The sequence below is a fragment of the Mesorhizobium kowhaii genome, from assembly GCF_003253745.1.
In the GTDB taxonomy this organism is placed as follows: Bacteria; Pseudomonadota; Alphaproteobacteria; order Rhizobiales; family Rhizobiaceae; genus Mesorhizobium; species Mesorhizobium kowhaii.
This window is the reverse complement of sequence record NZ_MZXV01000050.1, coordinates 106,082-126,562: the sequence shown is the minus strand read 5'-3', so window position 1 is coordinate 126,562 and position 20,481 is coordinate 106,082. Positions and strand designations below refer to the sequence as shown.

Here is a 20,481-nt window from a genome sequence, read left to right as displayed (position 1 = left end):
CATAAAGGACATCAAGGCCGTCGCCGCCCGTCAGTATGTCATTGTCGGCTCCGCCGTTCAGCGTGTCGTCGCCAAGATCACCCGCCAACGTGTCGTTGCCGGTGCCGCCATAGATCTGGTCGTTGCCACCTCCTCCAGATAACGTGTCGTTGCCGCCTAAGCCATAAATGATGTTGGGCAGCGCATTAAATGTGGGCGGGGCGTCATTACCCTGTGACCCTCGCCACGCCGGGAACTGGTCAACGAAATCAAGATGACTCAACGTATTGATGCCGTTCAGATAGATCAGCAGGTCGCCTTCGCTGAACTGACCGTCATCGTTACCGTCGACCCATAGCTCGACCCGGCTTGCGATGTTGTTGTACTTCCACAGCACGTCGATGAACCCGTCGCCGACCCAATCGGGGTTCATCTGAACACCGTCCTGGCCGATGCCGGTGAAGGTGAATGTGTAGCTAACGCCGCTGGAATCGGGGTTGTCATTGAATGCAAGTGGCAAACCGTTGAAATAGGAGGGCAGTTCGATCAGATCGCCGCCAGCGGTACCTGCTCCTTGAAAGCCATTGATCTCATCGATCAAGTTGGTCTCGACGGGAGAACTGTCGCTTCGGGGAATTGCAAGATTGAAGATAAACCGGTCGTCGCCGGCCCCTCCATCCAATGTATCGCCACCGAGACCGGCCTCGATCGTATCGTTCCCGCCGCCGCCATTGATGACGTCATGTCCGTTGCCGCCGACCAAAAGGTCGGCCTGGCTTCCGCCAGTCAGAATGTCGTCGCCTGAACCACCCGTCGCCATGAGCGAGCCGAGCGTAACCGCCGACCCATTCAGTGTGAGATGGTCCGTCGTTGCGAGCGCGGAGCCGTCGACCGTCACCGTCGCCCCAATTGCCGTCGAAACCATGTTGTTGTTGAGCGCAAGCGAGATCGACGTTCCGATCTGAAGCTCGATCGTTTCAACGCCAGTGACCGCCAAATTTATCGTGGAGGCGTTATTTCCGGAGATGATCAGCCTGTCGGAGCCCGCGCCACCATCGATTTGGTCTGCTGAGGTTAGAGTTCCCCCAGCAACTATAGTATCGGCACCAGCGCCTGCCGATACTATGTCATCGCCTCCGCCGCCATGAGCAACATCAATGTAGTCATCAAAGGAACTGCCGTTCAGCGTATCGGGATCACCAGTTCCCAAACGAACCAGACTGCCATCGAGAAACGAAAAGTTGGTGCCAGCGAGGGTGCCGTAACTTGCTCCGATCAGTTGGACGGATTGACCGGAGATCGTAACTAAAGTGTCGTCAATACCGCCAGCTTCCAGCCTTAGGAGGTTGGCGTGGATGCTAAGGTCGAACTCAAGAATATCAGAAAGGGGGTCGAATGCGATCGACTGACCAATGTAATCGGCAAAGTTAAAAGTAGACATTGCGCACCCCTCCCTTGCCCACAGTATAGCTTTTTGTGTAGCTATCTCTGGAGTTCCAAATGCCAAATCTGATAGTAGCCGTCAGACGATAAAATAACCCGCGCACTTCATGACGAAGTAACGCCGAGTGACTGAAGGCCGTCTAGCTAGCTGGCCTCGCTTCGCTCAAGGTATGGGCCCCCGCGGGTCCCTTCCGCTAATCTAAGAGTGCCCCTACGGCAGCGCTATGTCAACGCTGTATTAGCGATTCAAAATGTGCTGCAGCTGCGATTTTTTATTGATACCTCAAAATTCAGTTCCTCATTGGCTGCACGAGGATCTTCGAAGAGAAGAAGTCTGGTCGAGCTGGCACAAAGCGCCCGGCGTTTGACGGCGCCCTTGCCTTTCTCAGACCTGAAGACGTCCTTGTCGTTTGGAAACTCGATCGTCTGGGCCGGTCTTTGGTAGAGATGATGCGAACAATCGACATGCATCGGCGCCAGGGGTCAAATTTCAAAGCCTGCCCGAACATTTCGATAGTCAAACCGCACACGGAAGATTTGCGCTGCAAATGCATGGGGCAATGGCGGAGTACTTTCTTGATCTCAATCGCGAGCGAACGATGGAAGGGCTAAAGGCAGGGCTTGCTCGTGGCAGGAAAGGTGGACGCCGCAAAAAGCTCAGCGATGCTGACGTCGAGACAGGGACCGCCATGCTAAGGGCCGGGACTATATCGGTCGCAGAAATCGCTAAGAGGCTGGGTGCCGCGCGCACGACTTTCAAACGGAGCGCTCGCTGGCTGCGGTGAAAGCAATTAAAACAGTAGTTTGCGATCGACGTCGGGCCAGATTCTCTGCCATTTCCTGCCCCACTGATAGGGGCCCACAATCGGCACCGCTCCCGCCTGCCGATGAACCCGGAGGGGCGGGGGCGGTCGTCCAGCCGCCTGCTACCAGCGCGAGCCGAGCGGCGTCCGCATTGCGGGCTCAGCGGCCTTCTGTTGCAGCTCTGCGGCGATTGGTTCGAACGTCGACGATGGTGATTTGGCGTCGACCTTTCGTGGCGTGGTGCGCTCACTCTCCACAGGCCGATATGCAAGGTCCTTAGCTCCGCAACCGGCGATAAGGAAACATGTCTCACATCGTATAGTTATTGAGACTGCCTCTTGACGCGTCTCTTTTTGTGTCTCATAAGTGCGTTATCGAAACGCTTTAGGAGTTATGAGACATGGCCCTCGTGGCCTACATCAGGGTTTCCTCATTAGGGCAGAGCTTGGAAGTCCAGCGGGACAAGATGCGAGCCATCGGGGTCGAGCCGGACCACATCTTCGAGGAGAAACGTTCCGGTGTGGACACCAACCGCCCGGCGCTAAAAGAAGCGCTGCGCTTCGCCCGCAAGGGCGATGCCTTCGTCATCACCAAGATCGACCGGCTGGCCCGGTCAGCGACTGACCTGCTCCAAATTGTACAACAACTCCAAGGCAAGGGGGTGGCGCTCCGAGTACTCGATCAGCAGATCGATACCAGCACGCCGGCCGGCAAAGCGATGCTTCAAATGCTGGCTGTCTTCGCGGAGTTTGAAACCGCGATCCGGAAGGAGCGCCAGATGGACGGCATCGCCAAAGCAAAAGAGAAGGGAACAAAGTTTGGAAGAAAGGCCCAGGTGACGGCGGAGATCGCAGCGCAAATTCGCTCGATGCGGGAGGATGGCCTTCTAATCCCTGACATCATTCAGAAGACCGGGCTGAGCAAAGCTAGCGTCTACAGGGCACTCGAACTGGCCGGAAGGGCGGAGGACACCGGCGAACCATCGCTGCCCTCCGGCTTATGAACTTCGTTCCCTCTACATCGCCTCGCCGGCGCGGTCTGGACCGACGATCCGGAACGGTCAAGCTTCTCAACCTTCGTCAAGAAGCTTCCGGCCGAGAAATCCAACGATCGAGGGGCGCCACGTCGGCCTTGGTGGATCCCAATCTGGGCCGACTTCATCTGCCAACCGCCGCAGAGACTGTGCCCATCCAGTCAACTTAGCTGTCCATTCGGGCGTCATACGCCAGTCAATTGCCCATCCCTCGAACACATCGGCCAAGTGTACCATATGACAATAGCCGAGTTCCTCGCGCAGGTCCTCCGACCAGCGTTGCTCTGCAGCTTGATCGAATATGTGTACGAGTCCTTCAGCCGGGGACTTCGACTGGTTCCTGCGCTCCTCCATAGCGTTCAACGCGAGCAGGTTCTTCGCCGCGCGGCGAAGGTCTATCCTTTTCTCCGAGCTCAGTCCTTCGCCCGTCGCAGCGCGGATCTCGAGCTTTCGAGCCAGTGCAATCCTTTGCTGCGGAGTCAGACGGGGCATCGGTTTAACTGTCGCGCTGTTCGGGGCCCAGGCCACTCCTCCGCGCGAAAGAAGCCCTTGATGAGAACCTACGGCTGACGCGGACTTATCCCGCTGACCTGCTGTCCTCGCAGACTGGCATGTCTCATCGAGGGCGCGGTACCGCGGCGGGGAGCATCGGCCTTTACGGGGCGAATTCCCCGGTCGGTGCGCGTTCAAGGGCACTTCCTCGCCTGAGGCACGAAGTAAATATCGACAAACGAAATTAAGAACAGGCATATCTCTATCGACGTGTCCAGCGAAGGGGGCGCATGTGAAGGTGCTTGTCTGCGGAGGTCGAGATTTCACGGATCACGCTTTCGTCCACGCAGAGCTCGATCGCCTGCACGCGCAGCATCATTTCGAGGTCGTTATCGAGGGCGACGCGAGGGGTGTAGATCGCATTGCTGGTGAGTGGGCGCGTGCGAGAGGCGTTGAACTGATGGTGTTTCCTGCCGACTGGAAGGGCGAAGGCAGACATGCCGCGTTGATCCGCAACGAACGAATGCTGCGCGACGGTAAGCCCGATCTGGTCGTCGGATTCCCGGGCGGCGGCGGAACCTGGTACACATGTTCCCTCGCCGAGAAGCTCGGAGTCACCGTTATCAGACTAGCCTGACCTCAACGAGAAACTCGGGATATCACCGTCTCCATACGCCCTGGGGCTGGGGACTCTCCTTTCCTTTGTGCGGAGCGATCTCATTGGCCATGGAGTTGATCTGGTAGATCAGTTCGTCCGAGCTAGTCTGAGAATAGGGGTTGAGGTCGTTGTTGGTGTCGGCACGCTTGCTCCCGATCAGACCAAACAGTTTCGCCTTGGCCATGATGGCGGAGATTGCCGCAGCCGGCTGCCCGCGCTGATGCGCCACCGCAATCGCGCAGTCCAGTTCCGCGGCGAGCCACTCGCGCGTGACGATTACCGCATCGGCGAACTCCTCGACCAACTCGCGAATACGGCTCGAAATCTTAGCACTTCTTAGCAGCCGCGAAGAGTTCGCGAAGGCCGTTTGCTTGGAACATTTGAAGCCCGCCTGTTGGTATGCCTTGTACGCCGGCCACCCGTATGCACGGAGCTGGCAGAATCTCTCGTGCCTTGGATTATCTAGTGCAGGCTTCGAAGACCTCTTCCTTGCGTCTGAAGAGCCGTCGAAGGCTTCGAAGGAGCTCTTCAGCGCCTCTCCAAGTAAACCCCAGGCTGCTAGGGCTCTTTTCTCGTCCTGTCTGCAGCCGGACATGCTGCCGCTTCTGCGGGCAGAATACGCAGATGCGTCGATCCGAACCTGGTTGCCGCTATGGATCACCATCATCTCCCGAACCAAATCTGACATCAATGTAAGGACCAGCACTGACGATTCTCTGAGCACTGAAGGCAACATGGCGGGACCGACCCCTTGCCGCTTACAACGCCACCAACCCGGTCCCCGGCAACCGCCCCAGCCGAGATCCCGGCCCGCCAGCGGCGAAATCGCGAGTGCCTGAAACTTCGCACCGGGCCTACTGTGAACCCAGCCGCCTCGACCTTGGACTGCGCTGCTATGTCGCCGGAGGGTGTCCGCTTACGTCATGGACGGCCTGGTGCTGGGGCAGAATCTGCGGATGTGGCACCAGCTCGACGGCTTGCGCAAAGCAGTAGAGCGCGGTCTCGATCCGGCCGGAGGCGGCGCGATATGCCGTCATACGCGCTGACCGTGATAGGTCTGCCGGGCGATCTCCGCCTGCACAGCCGACCAGAAGGCGCCGAGTTGCTCGTCCTGCTCGGCCTCGCCGATGCCGGCGCCGGACATCTGCTGGATCAGGGCATCCGTCACCTGGTCTCGATAGGACTGAGCCGCGCGGAGGGTCGGCTTGGCGAGCGTCTTGGCGGCAACATCGCGGATGCGGCCGACACGCTTGACCATCGGGAACAAGATCACTTTCGCTGCAGGCTGCCACTCGAATAGCGGAACGCCATCATGCTCGTGCATGGCTGCTACCCCCCCGAAATATAGATGTAGTGGCGGTTTCCGCACTATGGCCTGTAGTGGCGGTTTCCGCACTAGTGATTCCCGTTTTGTGGTGCGGTTTCCGCACTGAGTTTTGGCGTTTTCCGCCACTGGACTTTTGTTTTTTAGAGGACGGCTTCTCAAAAGCCTGACGCGCCGCCCTGGCCAGCAGTTCAGCCGCTTCGACGGTCTCTATCTCCCGCCAGTCATTGGTCGGCTCGGTGAGATCGGTCGGGCGATACGTGAGCCGAAATTTGTTCGATTGTCGCCATTGCGCATTGCCGGCCCTGCCCGCTTGAGTGATCTCGACGAATCCCAGCGCGACCACCTCTCGGATGGCTGGGGCGATCGCATGGCGATGGATTCCGTATTCCTCGAAGTCGTCGTAGGTGGTCGGAAGCTTTCCATTGTCGTTGCCGCCATGGTGGCCAAGCTCGATCTCGAGCCGAGCCAGGATACGGTGCCCGGATAGCGATAGCGCCCGGTAGGCGGGGGATTCCTCCATCTCGATCAGCCGCCAAGCGAACTGGCCGCTGATCGTTGTGCGCTTGCCTTTGCGGGCTCGGCCTTTGTCGATCATGCCGCTCCCCTATTAGCGTGCCCCCGCACCGGCGGGCGCCAGCATGGCGATGTCGACGGTTGCCCCTCTCGGGCACGGCTCGCACCTTGCGCAAAGCCATTTGACGATCAAGGGCCGGTTAAGGTCGAGCTGGTGGGCGAAGACGTCACGGGCGCCGCATCCTTCGCAGGGCAACGGCTCGACGACCCCGCAGTTTTTAGCTATTTTCAAGCACTTTCGTGCCCAGCGTTCCATGGTCGCGATCGGAACGGACGCGCTCATGCGACCGCCTCGTCTTTAGGCTCGCGAATGGGTAGCGCTGCGGCCAGCGCTTCAGCGGGCGTTGAGCCGGACGCGGGGTCGCGAGCGATCGGCTCGCGAATGGGTAGCGACGCCAAGAAGCGTTCGAGATCGGAGTGCAGGATGATCGTGCGCCGGCCGAATTTGTGGGCAATGAGACGCCCGTTGCTGATCGCCGCGAAGATGCGGGTGCGGCCGATGCCGGATAATTTCGCGGCTTCCTCGGCGGAATAACCAAGTCTTTCGTTCATTGGGATGCTCCACTGGCTTTTGCAGTTCGTGGAGCATGAGGAGCCAACTCTGCCGCAATTCTGAACGGTGAGAGGTCGGCTATTTTAAAATTGTGGTTTGAAGCTAAAAACCATCATGGAAATTCCGTGCTTCTAATTTCTGTCAAAATCGGCCAGCTCCCCAAGCCCTACTGGAACATGGCCCTGGCTAAGGCGAGCGCTTCCCGTTCCGCCCTCGTCGCCTCTTCTTCCGGCTTTTCGGCCTTTGGTTTCGGCGGCTTCGGTGGTTGGGCTGCGACCGTTTCCGGCTTTTTCTCCGCATTGTCTGCAGCCTTCGCCTCATTTGGCGTTGGACCGCCGCGCTTCTTGATCAGATCTGTCTGGTCGACCAGCGCCGAAAGATCGACACCGAGGCCTTGGGCCCGCTCCAGTATCACTTCGATTGCCCTATCCTTGCGCGCAGCGCTCAGCCTGTTTCGAAGGGTCAACTCATTCTCGCCACTCCATCGTCCCGCGAACCGTTGCGACGTGGTCAGAACGTGAATGGCCTCGCTATCAGAACGGCTCCGCTCCAGCTTCAGGCGGTTGACGTCGATGATTAGCGCAATGTCCTTCCTCCAGTTCCGCGGGCGGCCAACCTTGCGGCGCTTGCCGGGTTCATGTTCCAGAAGCAACTTCTGCCATATATCGTCGGTCCAATCGGTAGGCTCTGTGATGAGGCCCGTGCGCGTCACTTTCACCCCCCGATTCGGATGACGTTTCCGTTGTCCTGGGTCGGCACCAGCGGCACAATCGCCTTGGCCGCCAGATCTTCGAGGCCATCGACAATCCACCGGCCGTAGTGTCTTTCAATCATGGGAACGGAGGTGTCATGTAGAGCCGCAACAAGCCTGATCGGCAGGTTCGCCCGGATGCCTCGCACGATCGAACTATGCCGCAGCCCATAGGGGATCACCGCCGGCATTCGCGCCCGTTGCCGGACATCGTTCCAGGGTCGCTGCAATTCGCTCGGTGACTGCCACGGGGCGCGGCCAGCGCGCTCCCAGCCAATCGATCCGGCAACCTGTTTGCTGCGCCAGCGCTCCAATAGAATTTCATCGTTTCTCCGCCGAGCCGTGGCCGGTAGCAGCGCGTCCAGCACGTCCTTGCCGACTGGATAGGGTACGCCGGCAATCTTGCCTCCCCTACCCTTGCGCGAGCTTGGAATCATCAGGCGCCCTTGCGCTCGCTGCACGTCGCCGACCCTCATGCGGGCGATCTGGGAAAACCGCGCTCCGGTCGCTGCCAGGACTACGACAAAACGAAATAGGTCACCGTCCCAATCCTGCTCCGCGTCGATCTCACGGGCGGCGCTGATCACCGTCCCCACTTGAGCCACCGTCAATATCTGATTATCACGCGCAAGCGGCACGGCGTCGTCACTGTCCGACTTCTCGGCCTTGAGACCGTGCTTGATGACGGCGGGCAGTGTCGGCTCTAACCGCTCCCGATGCGTGGCGTATGCCCCGTTGAGCGCTGCCTTCAGATCGTTGATCAGCCGTTGCTCGGTCGAGCCCTTCAATTCTTCAGGCAAATCTGCCCGCCACGTAAGGAGATCGCTTTCCTTCAACATGTGCAAGGTCACCGAGGCCAACGGCGCTGCGGAAATAGCTTCCTGACTGCCGCGCTTGTCCTGCCCGAGGACATACCGCCCAAGTCGCTGGCCGGCGTCTGAACGCACTGCACGGCCCTTCCGGCGGCTTTCCCGCGCATCGCGCTCGGCAATATAGGCTTCGACTGCTCCCCGCACCGTCAGAGCCGGACCAACTGCGACAGCTTTTTGCTCCTGGCGAGCCTGTTGAACGATCTGGCGGGCAAGCGTCTCTGCCTGATGGAAGGTTAGCAGGCCTTCCGTCGGCTTGTCATTAACGTCATTCGCGGGGCCGACGGACAGCTGCAGGTAGTTGGCGCCTTCTCCCCAGTTGCGCCAGCGGGCAAACCAGACGCCACCTCGTTTGCCCTTTCGGTACCAGACAGCCGCATCCGCATCGAGGCGCCGAGGATATTCCCCGGCCGCCAGTTTCGAGCGAGCGCTTGCCGTAGTGATCGGGGCTTCGTTGAGGGTCTTTGCCATCGTGTTTTCGCCTTCCGATTTTGAAAACACGTCGAATATACGTCGAATATACGCCCGTGTACATCGGCGGACGCTAGAGAACGAATGTCTTGCAAAAGCTGGACTTCCGCACACTTGAGCGGACGCTACTACACCGAAAAGTCAGCCCTTTCACGGCGGTAACAGGGGTTCGATTCCCCTTGGGCGTACCAGCGATTTCAATACCATAACAACAATTTGAGATTTGCGGTCCCGACAAAAGACCCGTAATGCACTGCTGTGCAGGCCATTTCAGTGTCTCCTGCATACCGTCAAGGCCCACCGAGACCGGATGATGGACGATGAAGGGCCGGCTCCTTCGCCAGCCAGGTGAGGATGAGCACGACTCTCGGGCAAGCCTCGCAATCTCCGACCGAGGGCGCGCTGCGCCAGGCCTTGTCGAGGTGTCGGCGACACCTAGGTCCAATAGACCAATCCCCTCTGCTTTGGTCTGATCGGCCAATGGGCCGGGCGCCATCCGGGTCTCGATCGCCAAAGCCTGCGGCTGGGTGCGTTGCGAGGTGAGCGACAACGGCGGATTCACGCGCCCCGCGGAGCCGGGTCGGGGTCGCCCCCGGGTTCCGGCTGTTCCATCACGTTCGGCACGGGATTGACGCCGGCCGCCCCTGGCTCGGCCTTCGCGACGCTCGTCGTTTCTGACATTGTCGCGGCCCATGACGATCTCGCCCGCCGTGGCATTGAAGCGAGCGACATGTGGCATGGCGCTCCGGTCCCTCCTGAGGCGCGGATCCCGGGCCCCGACCCCAAACGCACGAGTTACGGGTCGTTTTTCGCCTTCAGCGATCCCGATGGCAATGCGTGGATCCGTCCAGGAGGTCACGACGCGGCATCCCGGCCGAGACTGATCAGGACGGGAACGGACATCATTCGCAGATCCGGCGTCAGCGCCAGTGAGACGTCGGACACCGCACAGATTTATCTACCTATATCACCGCGACGACCCAACCCGCCGCGTCGAGGCGACATCCGACCCGCGCCTGCCGAACCTCGATACCGCCTTGTCTTGCATAGTCTATCCGCACCTCAATCGGTGCGGTGAGGGCGCCGCGACGATGCCGGCGCAGGGCACCTGCGCTGGCTACGTGCACACGCACGGCACCAAGTGGCTTCGCAGCCGACATGATCGCCTGACGGCAGACGCGAACCACGGCAGGCGGGGTGCCAGGTATCGCCTTTAACGGCACCTGGAGCCGTAAGGGATAACCTGTGGTGCTCTGCCTGAACGTGTCGCGACCACCTCTGGAAGGCCAGAGGCTGCGTGGCAGGTCGATTGCGTATCGCATGCCCCTGTTCACGACTTTGGCGGCCGTCTTCTTGCCGGCACCGACACTCGCTGGCCCTGTTGTGGTACCCCCCAACGCAGCGCTCGCTCGACCACTTGCCGTACCGCCCGGAGCTGCGCCAGCACCGGCTGATTCGTCTCCCGCACTGGGGCCTGCCGAAAGGCCGCCGCTTACGCCGCCGAGGTTGGCACCGGCTCCAACGTTGGGGCCAAGCGATCCGTTGCTCGTGCCGACCGACCCTCCAACGTTTGCTCGCCCGATTCCGTCGACGCTCGCGCCAACACCGACGGAGGCGCCGTTCGAGTCGACGCCCAGACCGGCGCCGACCCCGATGCCACCGACGTTGCCTCCAAGGCCCGCCGATCCCTTGCTCGTGTCGACCGACCCTCCAACGGTTGCTCCCCCGATTCCGTCGACGCTCGCACCAACACCGACGGAGGCGCCGTTCGAGCCAACGCCGAGACCGGCGCCGACTCCGATACCACCGACTTTGCCTCCAAGGCCCTCACCAAGAGCCGAAGCAGGCCCGATCGCAACTGCGATCGCCAATGCGACAGCCAGATACTTGCGCATCACCATATTCCTTGTGCTGTGCGCAATGGCGCCCGCGTCGGGAGCAACGCGGCGGGAAGGCTAATCGTCGTCAGCCGAACAGGTTGCGGTGACTTGCGGACCGCAACTTTGCGGATTTCTCGCCCTTCGGGCTCACGGGCTGATCGAGCCCGTTTCCCTGCGAGTGCACTGGTACGTGGGCCTGCGCGATCACCGGCGGGTGCTTTGGGAGCGGGCTCGATGCGCTGATCGCGAGGCGCATCGCGAGCTTTCAGGATGTCGGTTTCGTTGCGCGCCGCAGCGAGGTCGCGGGCCAGGCCAACGGCCGTTTCGCGCTGTTGCTCCAAAGCAGCAGAGAGCCGGGTGACTTCGTCTTTTGCCGCGTCGCGATCCTGGCGAGCAGCATCGAGATCGCGCTCGAGAGCATCTGCTCTCCCGCGTTCCAATGCGAGCGCTTCGCCGGCTCGCTTTGCAGCGGCCTCGGCAACCTGGCGGTCCTGAATGCCGGCCACTTGTGCAGTCGCAGCCAGTTTTCCGCTTGCCTCCAGAGCATCGAGAGATCGGTGTGCCGCGGCAAGATCGCGTTCGAAGCGCTCGATCTTCTGCCGCTCCTGGTCAAGCGCGCGCCTCGCTCCAGACAGGGAAGCCTCCGCAGCCCGGTGCGCTCCGAGTGCGGCGGCCTTTTCGCGGATCGCGAGAGCGGCTTTGGCTTGCAAGCTTTCGACTTCGCGCTGCGCCATCGCCAGATCCTGCGCGAGCCGTTCGGCTCTTTGCTTCTGCTCTTCAAGGGCTTGTCCTTGAAGAGTCGTCGCCTCTGCAATCGCACGCGCCCGCACGCCTGCGTCGGCTGTGACGCGCCGCATCTCATCAAGTTCTTCTCGCGCCGCTTCCAGTTCGCTGCGAAGAACTCGCTCAAACTTGTCTGCGGACTGACGATCTGCAGACGCTTGCTGGCGAGCCGCCTCAAGCTCCTTGCGAACGGCCGATAGTTCATGCAGTGACGCATCCGTCTTGGATCGTTCCTGTTCTAGCCCGGTCGCGGCAGCCTCCACCAATGTGCGAGAACCGTTCACGTCTGGTGGCGCCCCAGGCGGGTGTCCCTCGACTTTGGCGCCGCCCGAAGACGCTGCCGATTGCCTGCGCTGGACGGTCGTGACGGGACGCACGTCGAAGCCACTTCTGGCCTGTAAGCGATCGGTAATCAGCTTTGCCAATTCACTCTCACGCAGACCCGCGGCCGGAACGTGCCCAATGACCGGAAGATCTAGCGTCCCGGCTGTACCGATCGTAAAAGCACCGGTGAGCTCCGCGCCCTCAGTAACGCCGCCGCGCAAGGCATCCCACCCCGAGACCTTTAGCTCGACAATGTCTTGAGGGACGAGCCTGTCGTCAGTCTCCGATTGACCCCTTGCTGGGGCACCAAATAACAGGATGAGACAGAACGGGATGAGGCTTATCGTGGCGCAGCGTGACCTCTTACGGGTGTCATGGAACAAGGCTGCCATGGTTGAGAAAGGTCGGTTGCCATCAGGGAATGCAGGGCTGTGGCAATCCGCCTTGGATCTCTGGACATGATCCATGACTGGACCTCCATGACTCACTGACCACGCGCAGCACAAAGCTCACGGCGTGAGCCTAACAAAATCGATCAGCAGTAGTGAGTACCAAATAGAGCGTAAGCTGCATCGCCCAATTGAGTAAGCGGCGCGTCCGTACCAGGTTCGACAGCCAACTGCTCTGCGATTCGACCTTCCTTATCGCGTTCAACGGCAGCTGCATTTCGCCAAAAACACCAGAGATAGCCCCCTTTATTCGCTCGTCACGGTTTCTGGCGGCCGATACCGCGCGATCGGCGGCGGCGTCCCGCTCACCGACGCAGGTGAAGCGTCGCCAGCGTCGGCGTAGGCGGAGGCGCGGTCCGAGGAGGATGTTGCCATCATTTGAAGCGGCGCTGAGATGGATCGCGCGAAACCCCCGAATGGACTCGGCTGCTGCGCGGATCGCTCCTGTGGGGTTGCCCGGAATACGCACGCTGTGTCTCCGCTTCAAAAGAACGCCGCTCGTGCGCGAACTGGCTGTGCCGGCAATTGCTGCTGGTGGGATCATGGACGGCGCCTCTATCGCGGCCGTGCTCCGGTTGGGAGCTAGCGCTGCACAGCTAGGCACGGCGTTCGTGCTCACTGACGAATCCGCCGCGGATCAAGGGTATCGCGATGCTTTGCAAAGTGAAGCCGCCAACCATACGGTCATGACGCGTGCAATTTCCGGGCGTCCAGCGCGCTGTCTCACAAACCGTTTCACGGATCGGCGCGGGCGTAGCCCCGAGCGACATCCCCGAAAGACGCGGGAAAATCACTGAACGCTGCGGCAAAGCTGGTCGGCGACTTCGGCTACGGCGCTCAATGGGCCGGTCAGGGGGCGCCTCTGGCGCGTTCGCAATCAACCGGAAAACTGACGCCGAATTGATTGCCGACCTGTCGAGCTAGCCAGCAGAGCGTCGTCATTTCTCGCGCGGCGCGTCATTGAGTTGCGGCCTGTCAAAACGGAAGTCGGGCATTCTCCTTGACCTCCTTCATGACAAAGAAAGTCCGGGTTTGCCGAACACCAGGTAGCGCGATCAGCTTCTGCCCATGAAGCTTGTTGAAATCCGCCATGTCGCGAACGCGTATCTTCAACAGATAGTCGAAGTCGCCCGCCACGAGATTGCAATCCAAGACCTCTTTGAGCTTGTGCACGGCCTCCTCGAAAGCGGCGAAGCTTTCGGGTGTCGAGCGGTCGAGTACAACGCCGACCATCACCAGCGCGCCAAGTCCCACCGCCGCGGGCGCGATCTCCGCCCGAACCCCGGTGATGTAGCCCTCATCGAACAGGCGTTGCGTGCGCCGATGGCAGGTGGCGGCGCTGACATTCACGCGGGTCGCCAGGTCCGCATTGGTCAGCCGTCCCTCGTCCTGCAGGGCGCGCAGGATTTTTATGTCGATACGGTCGAGAGCTTGAGTGGAAGATTCTTCCATTTATATGAGCCTCTTCGGATGATAAGACCATAGATATCATGAAATGATGCAGCATGTGAGGATTTTGGAGGCAAATTCGAGAGCACCTTTCGCATGATTTCGCCTATTCTCGGTTAATCGAAAACGACCACGGCGGAGACAGATCGGTGTCACTTCTCGGAAATTTCGAACGTTATCCGCTGACATTCGGCCCGACGCCAATCGAGCATCTGCCGCAGCTGAGCGCGGCACTGGACGGAAAAGTACAAGTCTACGCCAAGCGCGACGATTGCAATTCCGGGCTCGCAATGGGCGGAAACAAACTGCGAAAGCTGGAATACATTGTGCCGGACGCAATCGCATCCGGCGCCGACACGCTGGTGTCGATTGGCGGCGTCCAGTCGAACCACACGCGCATGGTCGCCGCGACGGCCGCCAAGATCGGCATGAAATGCGTGGTGATCCAGGAGAAGTGGGTGCCCCACTATGATGCGGTCTACGATCGAGTCGGAAACATCCTGATGACGCGCCTGATGGGTGCGGACTGCCGGCTCGTCGACGACGGCTTCGACATCGGCATCCGCAAGAGCTGGGAGGACGCGATCCAGTCGGTGAAGGACGCAGGCGGCAAACCCTATCCGATCCCGGCCGGCGCCTCGGTGCATAAGTTCGGCGGGCTGGGCTATGTCGGCTTCGCCGAGGAGGTCGCCAGGCAGGAGGCCGAACTCGGCTTCGCCTTCGACTACATCATTGTGTGCGTCGTGACCGGTTCGACGCAGGCCGGCATGATCGTTGGCTTTTCCGCACAAGACCGTGCCGACCGGGTGATTGGCATCGACGCCTCCGGGACACCAGACCAGACCCGCGCGCAGGTCCGCCGCATCGTCGACGACACCGCCGCCCTCGTCGGGCTGGGCCGCGCTGTGCGCGACGACGAAATCGTGATCAATCCCGACTATGCCTATCCGGCCTATGGCGTTCCGTCGGACGCCACGAACGATGCGATCCGGTTGGCGGCCCGCACGGAGGCCATGATCACCGATCCGGTGTACGAGGGGAAATCGATGCAGGGCCTGATCGATCTGACCAGGAAAGGCTTCTTCCCCGAGGGCTCCAGAGTTCTCTACGCGCATCTTGGCGGCGCCCCGGCCATCAACGGCTACAGCTATTACTACAAGGACGACGGCGCCAGCCTTCCGAACCGGCCGAAACCAGCAGTGGTCCCAGTGGGTGAACCTCGCGTCCGGGAGAGCCCGCAGTGCGACGCGCTACCGCCGCTCTTTCCATAATCCGGCTTCCGTTCAGGCGATCCACGCAACCGTGTGTTGCCGCTCGCGAGGGCTTTGGCCCGTCCAGAGGTGATGGACGGCTGAGGCCACGCGAATCCAGGCGGCCGCCATGGTCATCGCAGCGGAATCCACAGGGGACTCTTCCAGGCCTTCAGCTCCTCGAGGAATACCTGCAGCTTCGCCGGTAGAAATCGGCGGGTCGGATAGACGGCATGCACGAAGATTTCCGGCGAAGACCAGTCAGGCAGAAGCCGGACGAGTTCGCCACTCGCGATCTGAGCATCGCAATAGGTGGATGGCAGCAGGCCGATGCCGTGGCCCCGATAGGTGAAAGCGCTCACCGCCTGGAAATCTCTCGCCGCCACCGGCCCCGAGACATGGAGCTTGATGGATTTCTTGCCGTTGACCAGATGCCATTCCACCTCGTTGTTGCGCGCCTGCAAGAGGACGCATTGGTGTTGGCGCAGGTCCTCGGGCCGTGATGGCGGAAGCCGACCGTGCAGATACTCCGGCGCGGCGACGACATAGCGCACGCTCTTTCCGATGCGCTGGGCAATCAGGCTCGAATCCCGCAATTCGCCAAAGCGGATGGCGACGTCGACATTCTCGGCTATCAGATCCAGGAACAGGTTGGTGATGAACAGGTCGGCCTGGATGCGCGGATAGGTCTTCAGAAACGAGGACAGGAATTCATAGAACGCCTCCTGGCCAAGGATGACTGGCGCGGAAATCCGCAGAAGGCCCTCCGGCTTCTTCTGGGTCTGGGTAAGCACCCGTTCCGCGTCGAAGAGATCGCTCAACGGCTCGCTGCATTGATTGTAGTAGGCGCGGCCCTGCGCCGTCAGGCTGAGCTTGCGCGTCGTCCGCTGCAGCAGGGTCACGCCGAGCCGTTCCTCCAGCGCCGTCACCTTGCGGCTGACGGTGGAGACGGGCATGCCGAGCGCATGCGCGGCGCGGCTGAAGCTCTCGAACTGCGCAACCCTTACGAAGACGGCGATGTCGTTTAGATCGGCCATGTCAGACTTTTGCATGGGTGCAAAAGATATTCCAGATATTTCCGCCTAATCGAGAAATCTTGGCTGCGCCATATAGGGCTCATGGGGGCAATCCAGCCCCATGGAGAAACCATATGACCGACAAGATCGTCATCATCTTCGGCGAAGCCACGGCGAGCCTGGTCGCCTAGGGGGCTGCCGCAATCATGAAGACGCTCAAGCCACAGACAGACGAAACGGCCCCGGAAAGTTCGAAAGAAAACCTCCGGGCCATCCGCGAACGGTTCGGCTTCGTGCCGAACCTCATGGCGACGTTCGCCAATTCTCCGGCGATGCTGAACGGCTACCTGACCCTCGACACTGCCTGGGAGAAATCGTCATTCAGCGCCAGGGAGCGGGAGATGATCCTGCTGACGGCGTCGGTGGCGAACAGATGCCTCTACTGTGTCGCCGTGCATGCGACGGCGCTGAAGGCATTGCATCTCGAGGCGGCGGCCATTGACGCGATCCGTAACCGGTCACTGCTGGCAGATCCGAAACAGGACGCGCTGGTGACGGTTACACGAGAGCTCGCCAGCGATCACGGCTACGTCTCGGAGGCCGCGAAGAAGGCCTTCTTCGACGCCGGCTACGACATCGTGGCCTTGATGGAGATCCTGGCCGGCATCGCGCTGAAGACGATGAGCAACTGCCTCGACCACTTGAACCCGATCTCGATCGACCCGGCCTTCGAGGCCGAAACGCAGCAAGTGACGCTGCCCTATCATTGGAGATGAAAATGCAGACGCAGAAAACGGCCGTCATCACCGGCGCCTCTCAAGGCATCGGTGCCGGCCTCACCAACAGCTTTCTCGAAAGGGGCTACAACGTCGTCGCGACCTCGCGGCAGGTCAGCCAGTCGGCGGAGCTCAACGCATCCGACCGCCTGGCCCGCGTCGATGGCGACATCGCCGACCCGGAGACGGCCAAGGCCGTCGTCGAAACCGCGCTTGCGCGGTTCGGCTCGATTGACGCCCTGGTCAACAATGCCGGGATCTTCTTCACCAAGCCCTTCATCGACTACACGATCGAAGATTACCGCCGCCTCGCGGCAACGAATCTCGAAGGGTTTCTGCACCTCACACAGCGCGTCGTGCGGCAGATGCTGGCGCAGAAGCGCGGTGGCAGCATCGTCAGCATCACCACACCTATGGTGGATCGCCCGATCGCCGGCGTGAACGCCTCGGTCGCCATGCTGACCAAGGGAGGCATCGAAGCGATGTCGAAGAATATCGCCATGGAATATGCGAGGCAGCAGATCCGCGCCAACACGGTCGCCCCCGGCGTTGTCGACACGCCGCTGCACAAGGACAACCCGAAGGACTTTCTGAACACGCTCTCGCCGATGCATAGCATCTCCAGTGTTCAGGAAATCGTAGATGCGGTCCTGTTCCTGACAGAGGCGCCGCGCATTACCGGAGAGGTGCTGAACGTCGATGGCGGCGCACATCTGGGAAGATGGTGACCGCGATGAGCACGCAAGCCAGCGCGGAACAGCGCCTGAGCGATCTCGGCATCGCGCTTCCCCCGCCGCCCACCCCCTTCGGTGCCTATGTCGAGACCGTGAAGATCGGCAACCTGCTCTATCCGAGCGGCATGCTGCCGGTCGTTGGGCGCGAGCCGCAATATGTCGGACGCGTCGGCGGCGCGCTGTCGGCGGAGGACGGGCGAAAGGCGGCGGAGATTGCTTGCCTCAACGCCTTGTCCGCCGCCAAGGCGCATCTCGGCTCGCTGGACAAGATAACCGGCGTGGCGAAGCTCGGCGTCTACATTGCGACGGAAGGCGACTTCCGGGACCATCCCAAAGTCGCCGACGGAGCGTCCGAGCTGCTCGTCAAGGTCTTTGGCACCGGGATGCTCTCGGGCCGCGTCGTTCTCGGCGTCGCCAGCCTGCCCCTCGGCCTGCCGATCGAAGTCGAGCTCGTTTTTGAAGTCGCCGCCTAGGACACATGGAGGTCACGATGAAATACCGACGCGCGTTGCGGGGCATTTTGACCGAAAAATCTTACGGCGAGCCTTCCCGACATGTCGGTGACGGCGGGATGTGGCGGCTGCATTGGCAATGAGAGAGAAGCCGCCGTCCATCTCGAACGAAACACCTGTTGTGTTCGTCGTCGATGATGATGTCTGTATCCGCGAATCGCTGGAGTTGCTCATCAGCCACGCCGGCTGGCAACCGGAGACATTCAAATCCGCTCGGGAGTTCCTCTCTCGCTCCCGGGCGCTTGTCCCCAACTGCCTGATCCTGGACGTCCATCTTCCCGACCTGAACGGGCTCGACCTGCAGAGGCTGGTCTCCGTCGACCGCGCCGATATGCCTATCATCTTCGTGACCGGCTACGGAAACGTGCCAATGACGGTCAAGGCAATGAAGGCCGGCGCGGTCGAGTTCCTGATGAAGCCCTTCAGCGAAGACGTTCTGCTCACCGCGATCGAGCATGCGCTGGAACTGAGCAGGGCTGCGTTTGCATTGGACCTCGAAGTTCGCACGTTGCGGGACCGTCACAAGACGCTCAGCCGACGCGAGCGAGAGGTCATGGTCTTGGTCGTTTCAGGGCTGTTGAACAAGCAGATCGCCTTCGAGCTCGGCATCAGCGAGATCACTGTGAAGGCGCACCGAGGCCAGGTGATGCGAAAGATGGATGCGCGCTCACTCCCCGACATGGTGAACATCGCCGCGAGACTGGGGCTAACGTCACCTCATGGCGAAGCAAACAACTTTCGCGACCAGCGCGTCATCGGATGACCTCAGCACGGCGAACCGGGCACGAGCCCGGTTCGCCACGCAGATTCAGGAAACGCCAACGTCAAGGATCGCCTGGACAAAGGCCTGAGGAGCTTCCTGCGGCAAGTTGTGACCGATCCCTCCGGTGATGAGGCGATGCGAATATTTGCCTGAGAACTTCTTGGCATATGCGCCGGCTTCTGGATGCGGGGCGCCGTTTGCATCACCCTCGAGGGTGATTGTCGGAACGCCGATGACCGGCGCAGCGGCGAGTTGCTCTTCCAGCCGGTCATATTTTGCCTCGCCCTCCGTGAGGCCGAGCTTCCAGCGGTAATTGTGGACCACGATCGCGACATGGTCCGGATTGTCGAAGGCCGCCGCGCTTCGCTCGAAAGTGGCATCGTCGAACTTCCACTGCGGCGATGCGAGCTGCCAAATCAGCTTGGTAAAGTCACGCCTGTACTTTTCGTAGCCGGCGCTTCCGCGTTCCGTGGCGAGGTAAAACTGATACCACCATTGCAGCTCAGCCTTCGGCGGCAACGGCACCTTGCCGGCCTTCTGGTTGCCGATCAGATAGCCGCTGACGGCTACCAACGCTTTGCACCGCTCGGGCCAGAGTGCGGCAACGATGTCGGCGGTTCGCGCGCCCCAATCAAAGCCGGCTAGAATTGGCTTGTCGATCTTGAGAGCATCCATCAGGGCGACCAGATCGACCGCCAGTGCCGACGGCTGGCCGTTGCGAACAGTTTCGTTCGACTGAAATCGCGTTGTGCCATAGCCGCGCAGATATGGAATGATGACGCGATAGCCTGCCGAGACCAACATGGGGGTGACATCGACAAAGCTGTGGATGTCATAGGGCCAGCCATGCAGGAGAAAGACCGCGGGGTCACTCTCGGCGCCAGCCTCGACATATCCAATATTGAGGATCTCGGTATCGATCTGCTTCAGCGGTCCAAAGGACACGTTTGTTCCAGGTTTGATTGCGGGCGTTGCTGTTTTCTCTTCAGCAATCGCAGAATCCGTCAAACCGAATTGGGCGGCAGCAAGGGCGATCGCGGCGGCGGAAACGAAACGGCGGCGGTGCTGGTCGACTTCGTCCAAGGCGTCCATTGGAAACTCCTCCTTCGATGGCAGCGAACGTCAATCATTGGGGGTCCTACCGATTTACTCGCATGTGGCCCCGATGATCCGGATTTCCCGCGTGACAAGCTATTGCACGAAGGTATCGCTCAGGTTGGCATCGGTTCGCCACGCGGTCTTCATCTCGCAGCCGACCGCGGTCGCTCGTGTGATCGAGGATGCCGCGAAGTAGACCAATAGAACGACAAACATTCAACGGGCCATCCGCTTCGTCTACGAACGCACATACTTTGCTGTTTACCAACTAGCGAAGTATGTGCGCATGGTCCAGCTTGGTCGATGCGCCGCCACCGTTGTCAACGAACGCGATGAAGCCCGAAGCCGACGCCATGAAGCCCGCCACGGATACCAACTGAAACGGACCCTGTGGCCCGTATCAGGTCCCGGCTTGAAGCCGGGATGGGTTTCGGGCGCCAGCGTGACGCTCCGCCGATCCCGGCGCGTCACAAGCCCGTAGCCAGGCGCAGGTC

Annotated in this window: 21 protein-coding genes and 1 pseudogene; 10 read left to right on the top strand and 12 right to left on the bottom strand. The window is 60.7% G+C overall.

Going from position 1 to position 20,481, the window contains the following annotated elements:
* The coding region (locus B5V02_RS22465; RefSeq protein ID WP_146606133.1) for a calcium-binding protein at positions 1-1,420 on the bottom strand (1,420 nt) is incomplete at its 3' end.
* A 290-nt stretch (positions 1,421-1,710) separates the two neighbouring features.
* On the opposite strand from B5V02_RS22465, the pseudogene B5V02_RS42765 reads away from it, so the two are divergent.
* The 4 genes and pseudogenes from B5V02_RS42765 to B5V02_RS22440 all read left to right on the top strand — a co-directional run.
* Positions 1,711-2,045, top strand: a pseudogene (locus B5V02_RS42765) (recombinase family protein); the annotation flags it as partial.
* Complete coding sequence (locus tag B5V02_RS42760) at positions 2,022-2,207, top strand: helix-turn-helix domain-containing protein (RefSeq protein ID WP_425374411.1); 186 nt, start codon at positions 2,022-2,024, stop codon at positions 2,205-2,207. The pseudogene B5V02_RS42765 and the gene B5V02_RS42760, both read left to right, overlap by 24 nt.
* Before the next feature lie 419 nt (positions 2,208-2,626).
* Complete coding sequence (locus B5V02_RS22450) at positions 2,627-3,229, top strand: recombinase family protein (protein WP_111546283.1); 603 nt, start codon at positions 2,627-2,629, stop codon at positions 3,227-3,229.
* Positions 3,230-4,043: 814 nt separating this feature from the next.
* Positions 4,044-4,388 (top strand): DUF2493 domain-containing protein, encoded by a 345-nt coding sequence (locus B5V02_RS22440; protein ID WP_111546281.1) that lies wholly within the window; start codon positions 4,044-4,046, stop codon positions 4,386-4,388.
* A 22-nt stretch (positions 4,389-4,410) separates the two neighbouring features.
* Here B5V02_RS22440 and B5V02_RS22435 read toward each other — a convergent pair whose 3' ends face one another.
* From B5V02_RS22435 to B5V02_RS41810, 8 genes are all read right to left on the bottom strand, one after another.
* A complete protein-coding gene (locus B5V02_RS22435; RefSeq protein ID WP_208647127.1) occupies positions 4,411-5,076 on the bottom strand; it encodes a terminase small subunit in 666 nt (221 codons plus the stop codon).
* 366 nt (positions 5,077-5,442) lie between these two features.
* The gene (locus B5V02_RS22430; protein ID WP_111546279.1) at positions 5,443-5,733 is read right to left on the bottom strand and encodes a DUF6074 family protein; all 291 of its coding nucleotides are present in this window, start codon (positions 5,731-5,733) and stop codon (positions 5,443-5,445) included.
* Positions 5,720-6,331 carry a hypothetical protein gene (locus tag B5V02_RS22425; RefSeq protein WP_111546278.1) on the bottom strand — a complete coding sequence of 204 codons (612 nt, stop codon included), beginning with the start codon at positions 6,329-6,331 and terminating at the stop codon, positions 5,720-5,722. Before B5V02_RS22425 ends, B5V02_RS22430 begins: the two co-directional genes overlap by 14 nt.
* A gap of 257 nt (positions 6,332-6,588) precedes the next feature.
* The gene (locus B5V02_RS22415; RefSeq protein WP_111546276.1) at positions 6,589-6,861 is read right to left on the bottom strand and encodes a helix-turn-helix domain-containing protein; all 273 of its coding nucleotides are present in this window, start codon (positions 6,859-6,861) and stop codon (positions 6,589-6,591) included.
* Between the two features lie 167 nt (positions 6,862-7,028).
* A complete protein-coding gene (locus tag B5V02_RS22410; protein WP_111546275.1) occupies positions 7,029-7,580 on the bottom strand; it encodes a hypothetical protein in 552 nt (183 codons plus the stop codon).
* Positions 7,577-8,953, bottom strand: a complete 1,377-nt coding sequence (locus tag B5V02_RS22405) for a tyrosine-type recombinase/integrase (RefSeq protein ID WP_111546274.1) — start codon at positions 8,951-8,953, stop codon at positions 7,577-7,579. Before B5V02_RS22405 ends, B5V02_RS22410 begins: the two co-directional genes overlap by 4 nt.
* Positions 8,954-10,847: 1,894 nt before the next feature.
* Entirely contained in the window at positions 10,848-12,407 is a 1,560-nt protein-coding gene (locus B5V02_RS22395; protein ID WP_111546273.1) for a polysaccharide biosynthesis/export family protein, read from the bottom strand.
* A 55-nt stretch (positions 12,408-12,462) separates the two neighbouring features.
* Positions 12,463-12,933, bottom strand: coding sequence for a hypothetical protein (locus tag B5V02_RS41810; RefSeq protein WP_245446109.1), 471 nt, complete (start codon positions 12,931-12,933; stop codon positions 12,463-12,465).
* Between B5V02_RS41810 and B5V02_RS41805 the strand changes: the two genes are divergently transcribed.
* Entirely contained in the window at positions 12,932-13,186 is a 255-nt protein-coding gene (locus B5V02_RS41805) for a nitronate monooxygenase (RefSeq protein WP_245446108.1), read from the top strand. The two genes, B5V02_RS41810 and B5V02_RS41805, sit on opposite strands and share 2 nt — an antisense overlap.
* A 178-nt stretch (positions 13,187-13,364) precedes the next feature.
* Here B5V02_RS41805 and B5V02_RS22385 read toward each other — a convergent pair whose 3' ends face one another.
* Positions 13,365-13,841 carry an Lrp/AsnC family transcriptional regulator gene (locus B5V02_RS22385; RefSeq protein WP_111546272.1) on the bottom strand — a complete coding sequence of 159 codons (477 nt, stop codon included), beginning with the start codon at positions 13,839-13,841 and terminating at the stop codon, positions 13,365-13,367.
* 146 nt (positions 13,842-13,987) lie between these two features.
* Here B5V02_RS22385 and B5V02_RS22380 point away from each other — a divergent pair, with 146 nt between their 5' ends.
* A complete protein-coding gene (locus B5V02_RS22380) occupies positions 13,988-15,109 on the top strand; it encodes a 1-aminocyclopropane-1-carboxylate deaminase (protein ID WP_111546271.1) in 1,122 nt (373 codons plus the stop codon).
* A 113-nt stretch (positions 15,110-15,222) separates the two neighbouring features.
* Here the strand turns inward: B5V02_RS22380 and B5V02_RS22375 are convergent, their stop codons facing one another.
* Positions 15,223-16,125, bottom strand: a complete 903-nt coding sequence (locus B5V02_RS22375) for a LysR family transcriptional regulator (RefSeq protein ID WP_111546270.1) — start codon at positions 16,123-16,125, stop codon at positions 15,223-15,225.
* 185 nt (positions 16,126-16,310) lie between these two features.
* On the opposite strand from B5V02_RS22375, the gene B5V02_RS22370 reads away from it, so the two are divergent.
* From B5V02_RS22370 to B5V02_RS22355, 4 genes are all read left to right on the top strand, one after another.
* Positions 16,311-16,880, top strand: a complete 570-nt coding sequence (locus B5V02_RS22370; protein ID WP_111546269.1) for a carboxymuconolactone decarboxylase family protein — start codon at positions 16,311-16,313, stop codon at positions 16,878-16,880.
* Between the two features lie 2 nt (positions 16,881-16,882).
* Positions 16,883-17,608: an SDR family NAD(P)-dependent oxidoreductase gene (locus B5V02_RS22365; RefSeq protein WP_111546294.1), complete on the top strand. Its 726-nt coding sequence runs from the start codon at positions 16,883-16,885 to the stop codon at positions 17,606-17,608.
* The gene (locus B5V02_RS22360; protein ID WP_111546268.1) at positions 17,602-18,087 is read left to right on the top strand and encodes a RidA family protein; all 486 of its coding nucleotides are present in this window, start codon (positions 17,602-17,604) and stop codon (positions 18,085-18,087) included. Before B5V02_RS22365 ends, B5V02_RS22360 begins: the two co-directional genes overlap by 7 nt.
* A gap of 118 nt (positions 18,088-18,205) precedes the next feature.
* Complete coding sequence (locus tag B5V02_RS22355; protein ID WP_208647129.1) at positions 18,206-18,889, top strand: response regulator transcription factor; 684 nt, start codon at positions 18,206-18,208, stop codon at positions 18,887-18,889.
* A 45-nt stretch (positions 18,890-18,934) separates the two neighbouring features.
* Here the strand turns inward: B5V02_RS22355 and B5V02_RS22350 are convergent, their stop codons facing one another.
* The gene (locus B5V02_RS22350) at positions 18,935-19,981 is read right to left on the bottom strand and encodes an alpha/beta fold hydrolase (protein ID WP_111546267.1); all 1,047 of its coding nucleotides are present in this window, start codon (positions 19,979-19,981) and stop codon (positions 18,935-18,937) included.
* Positions 19,982-20,481 lie beyond the last annotated feature (500 nt).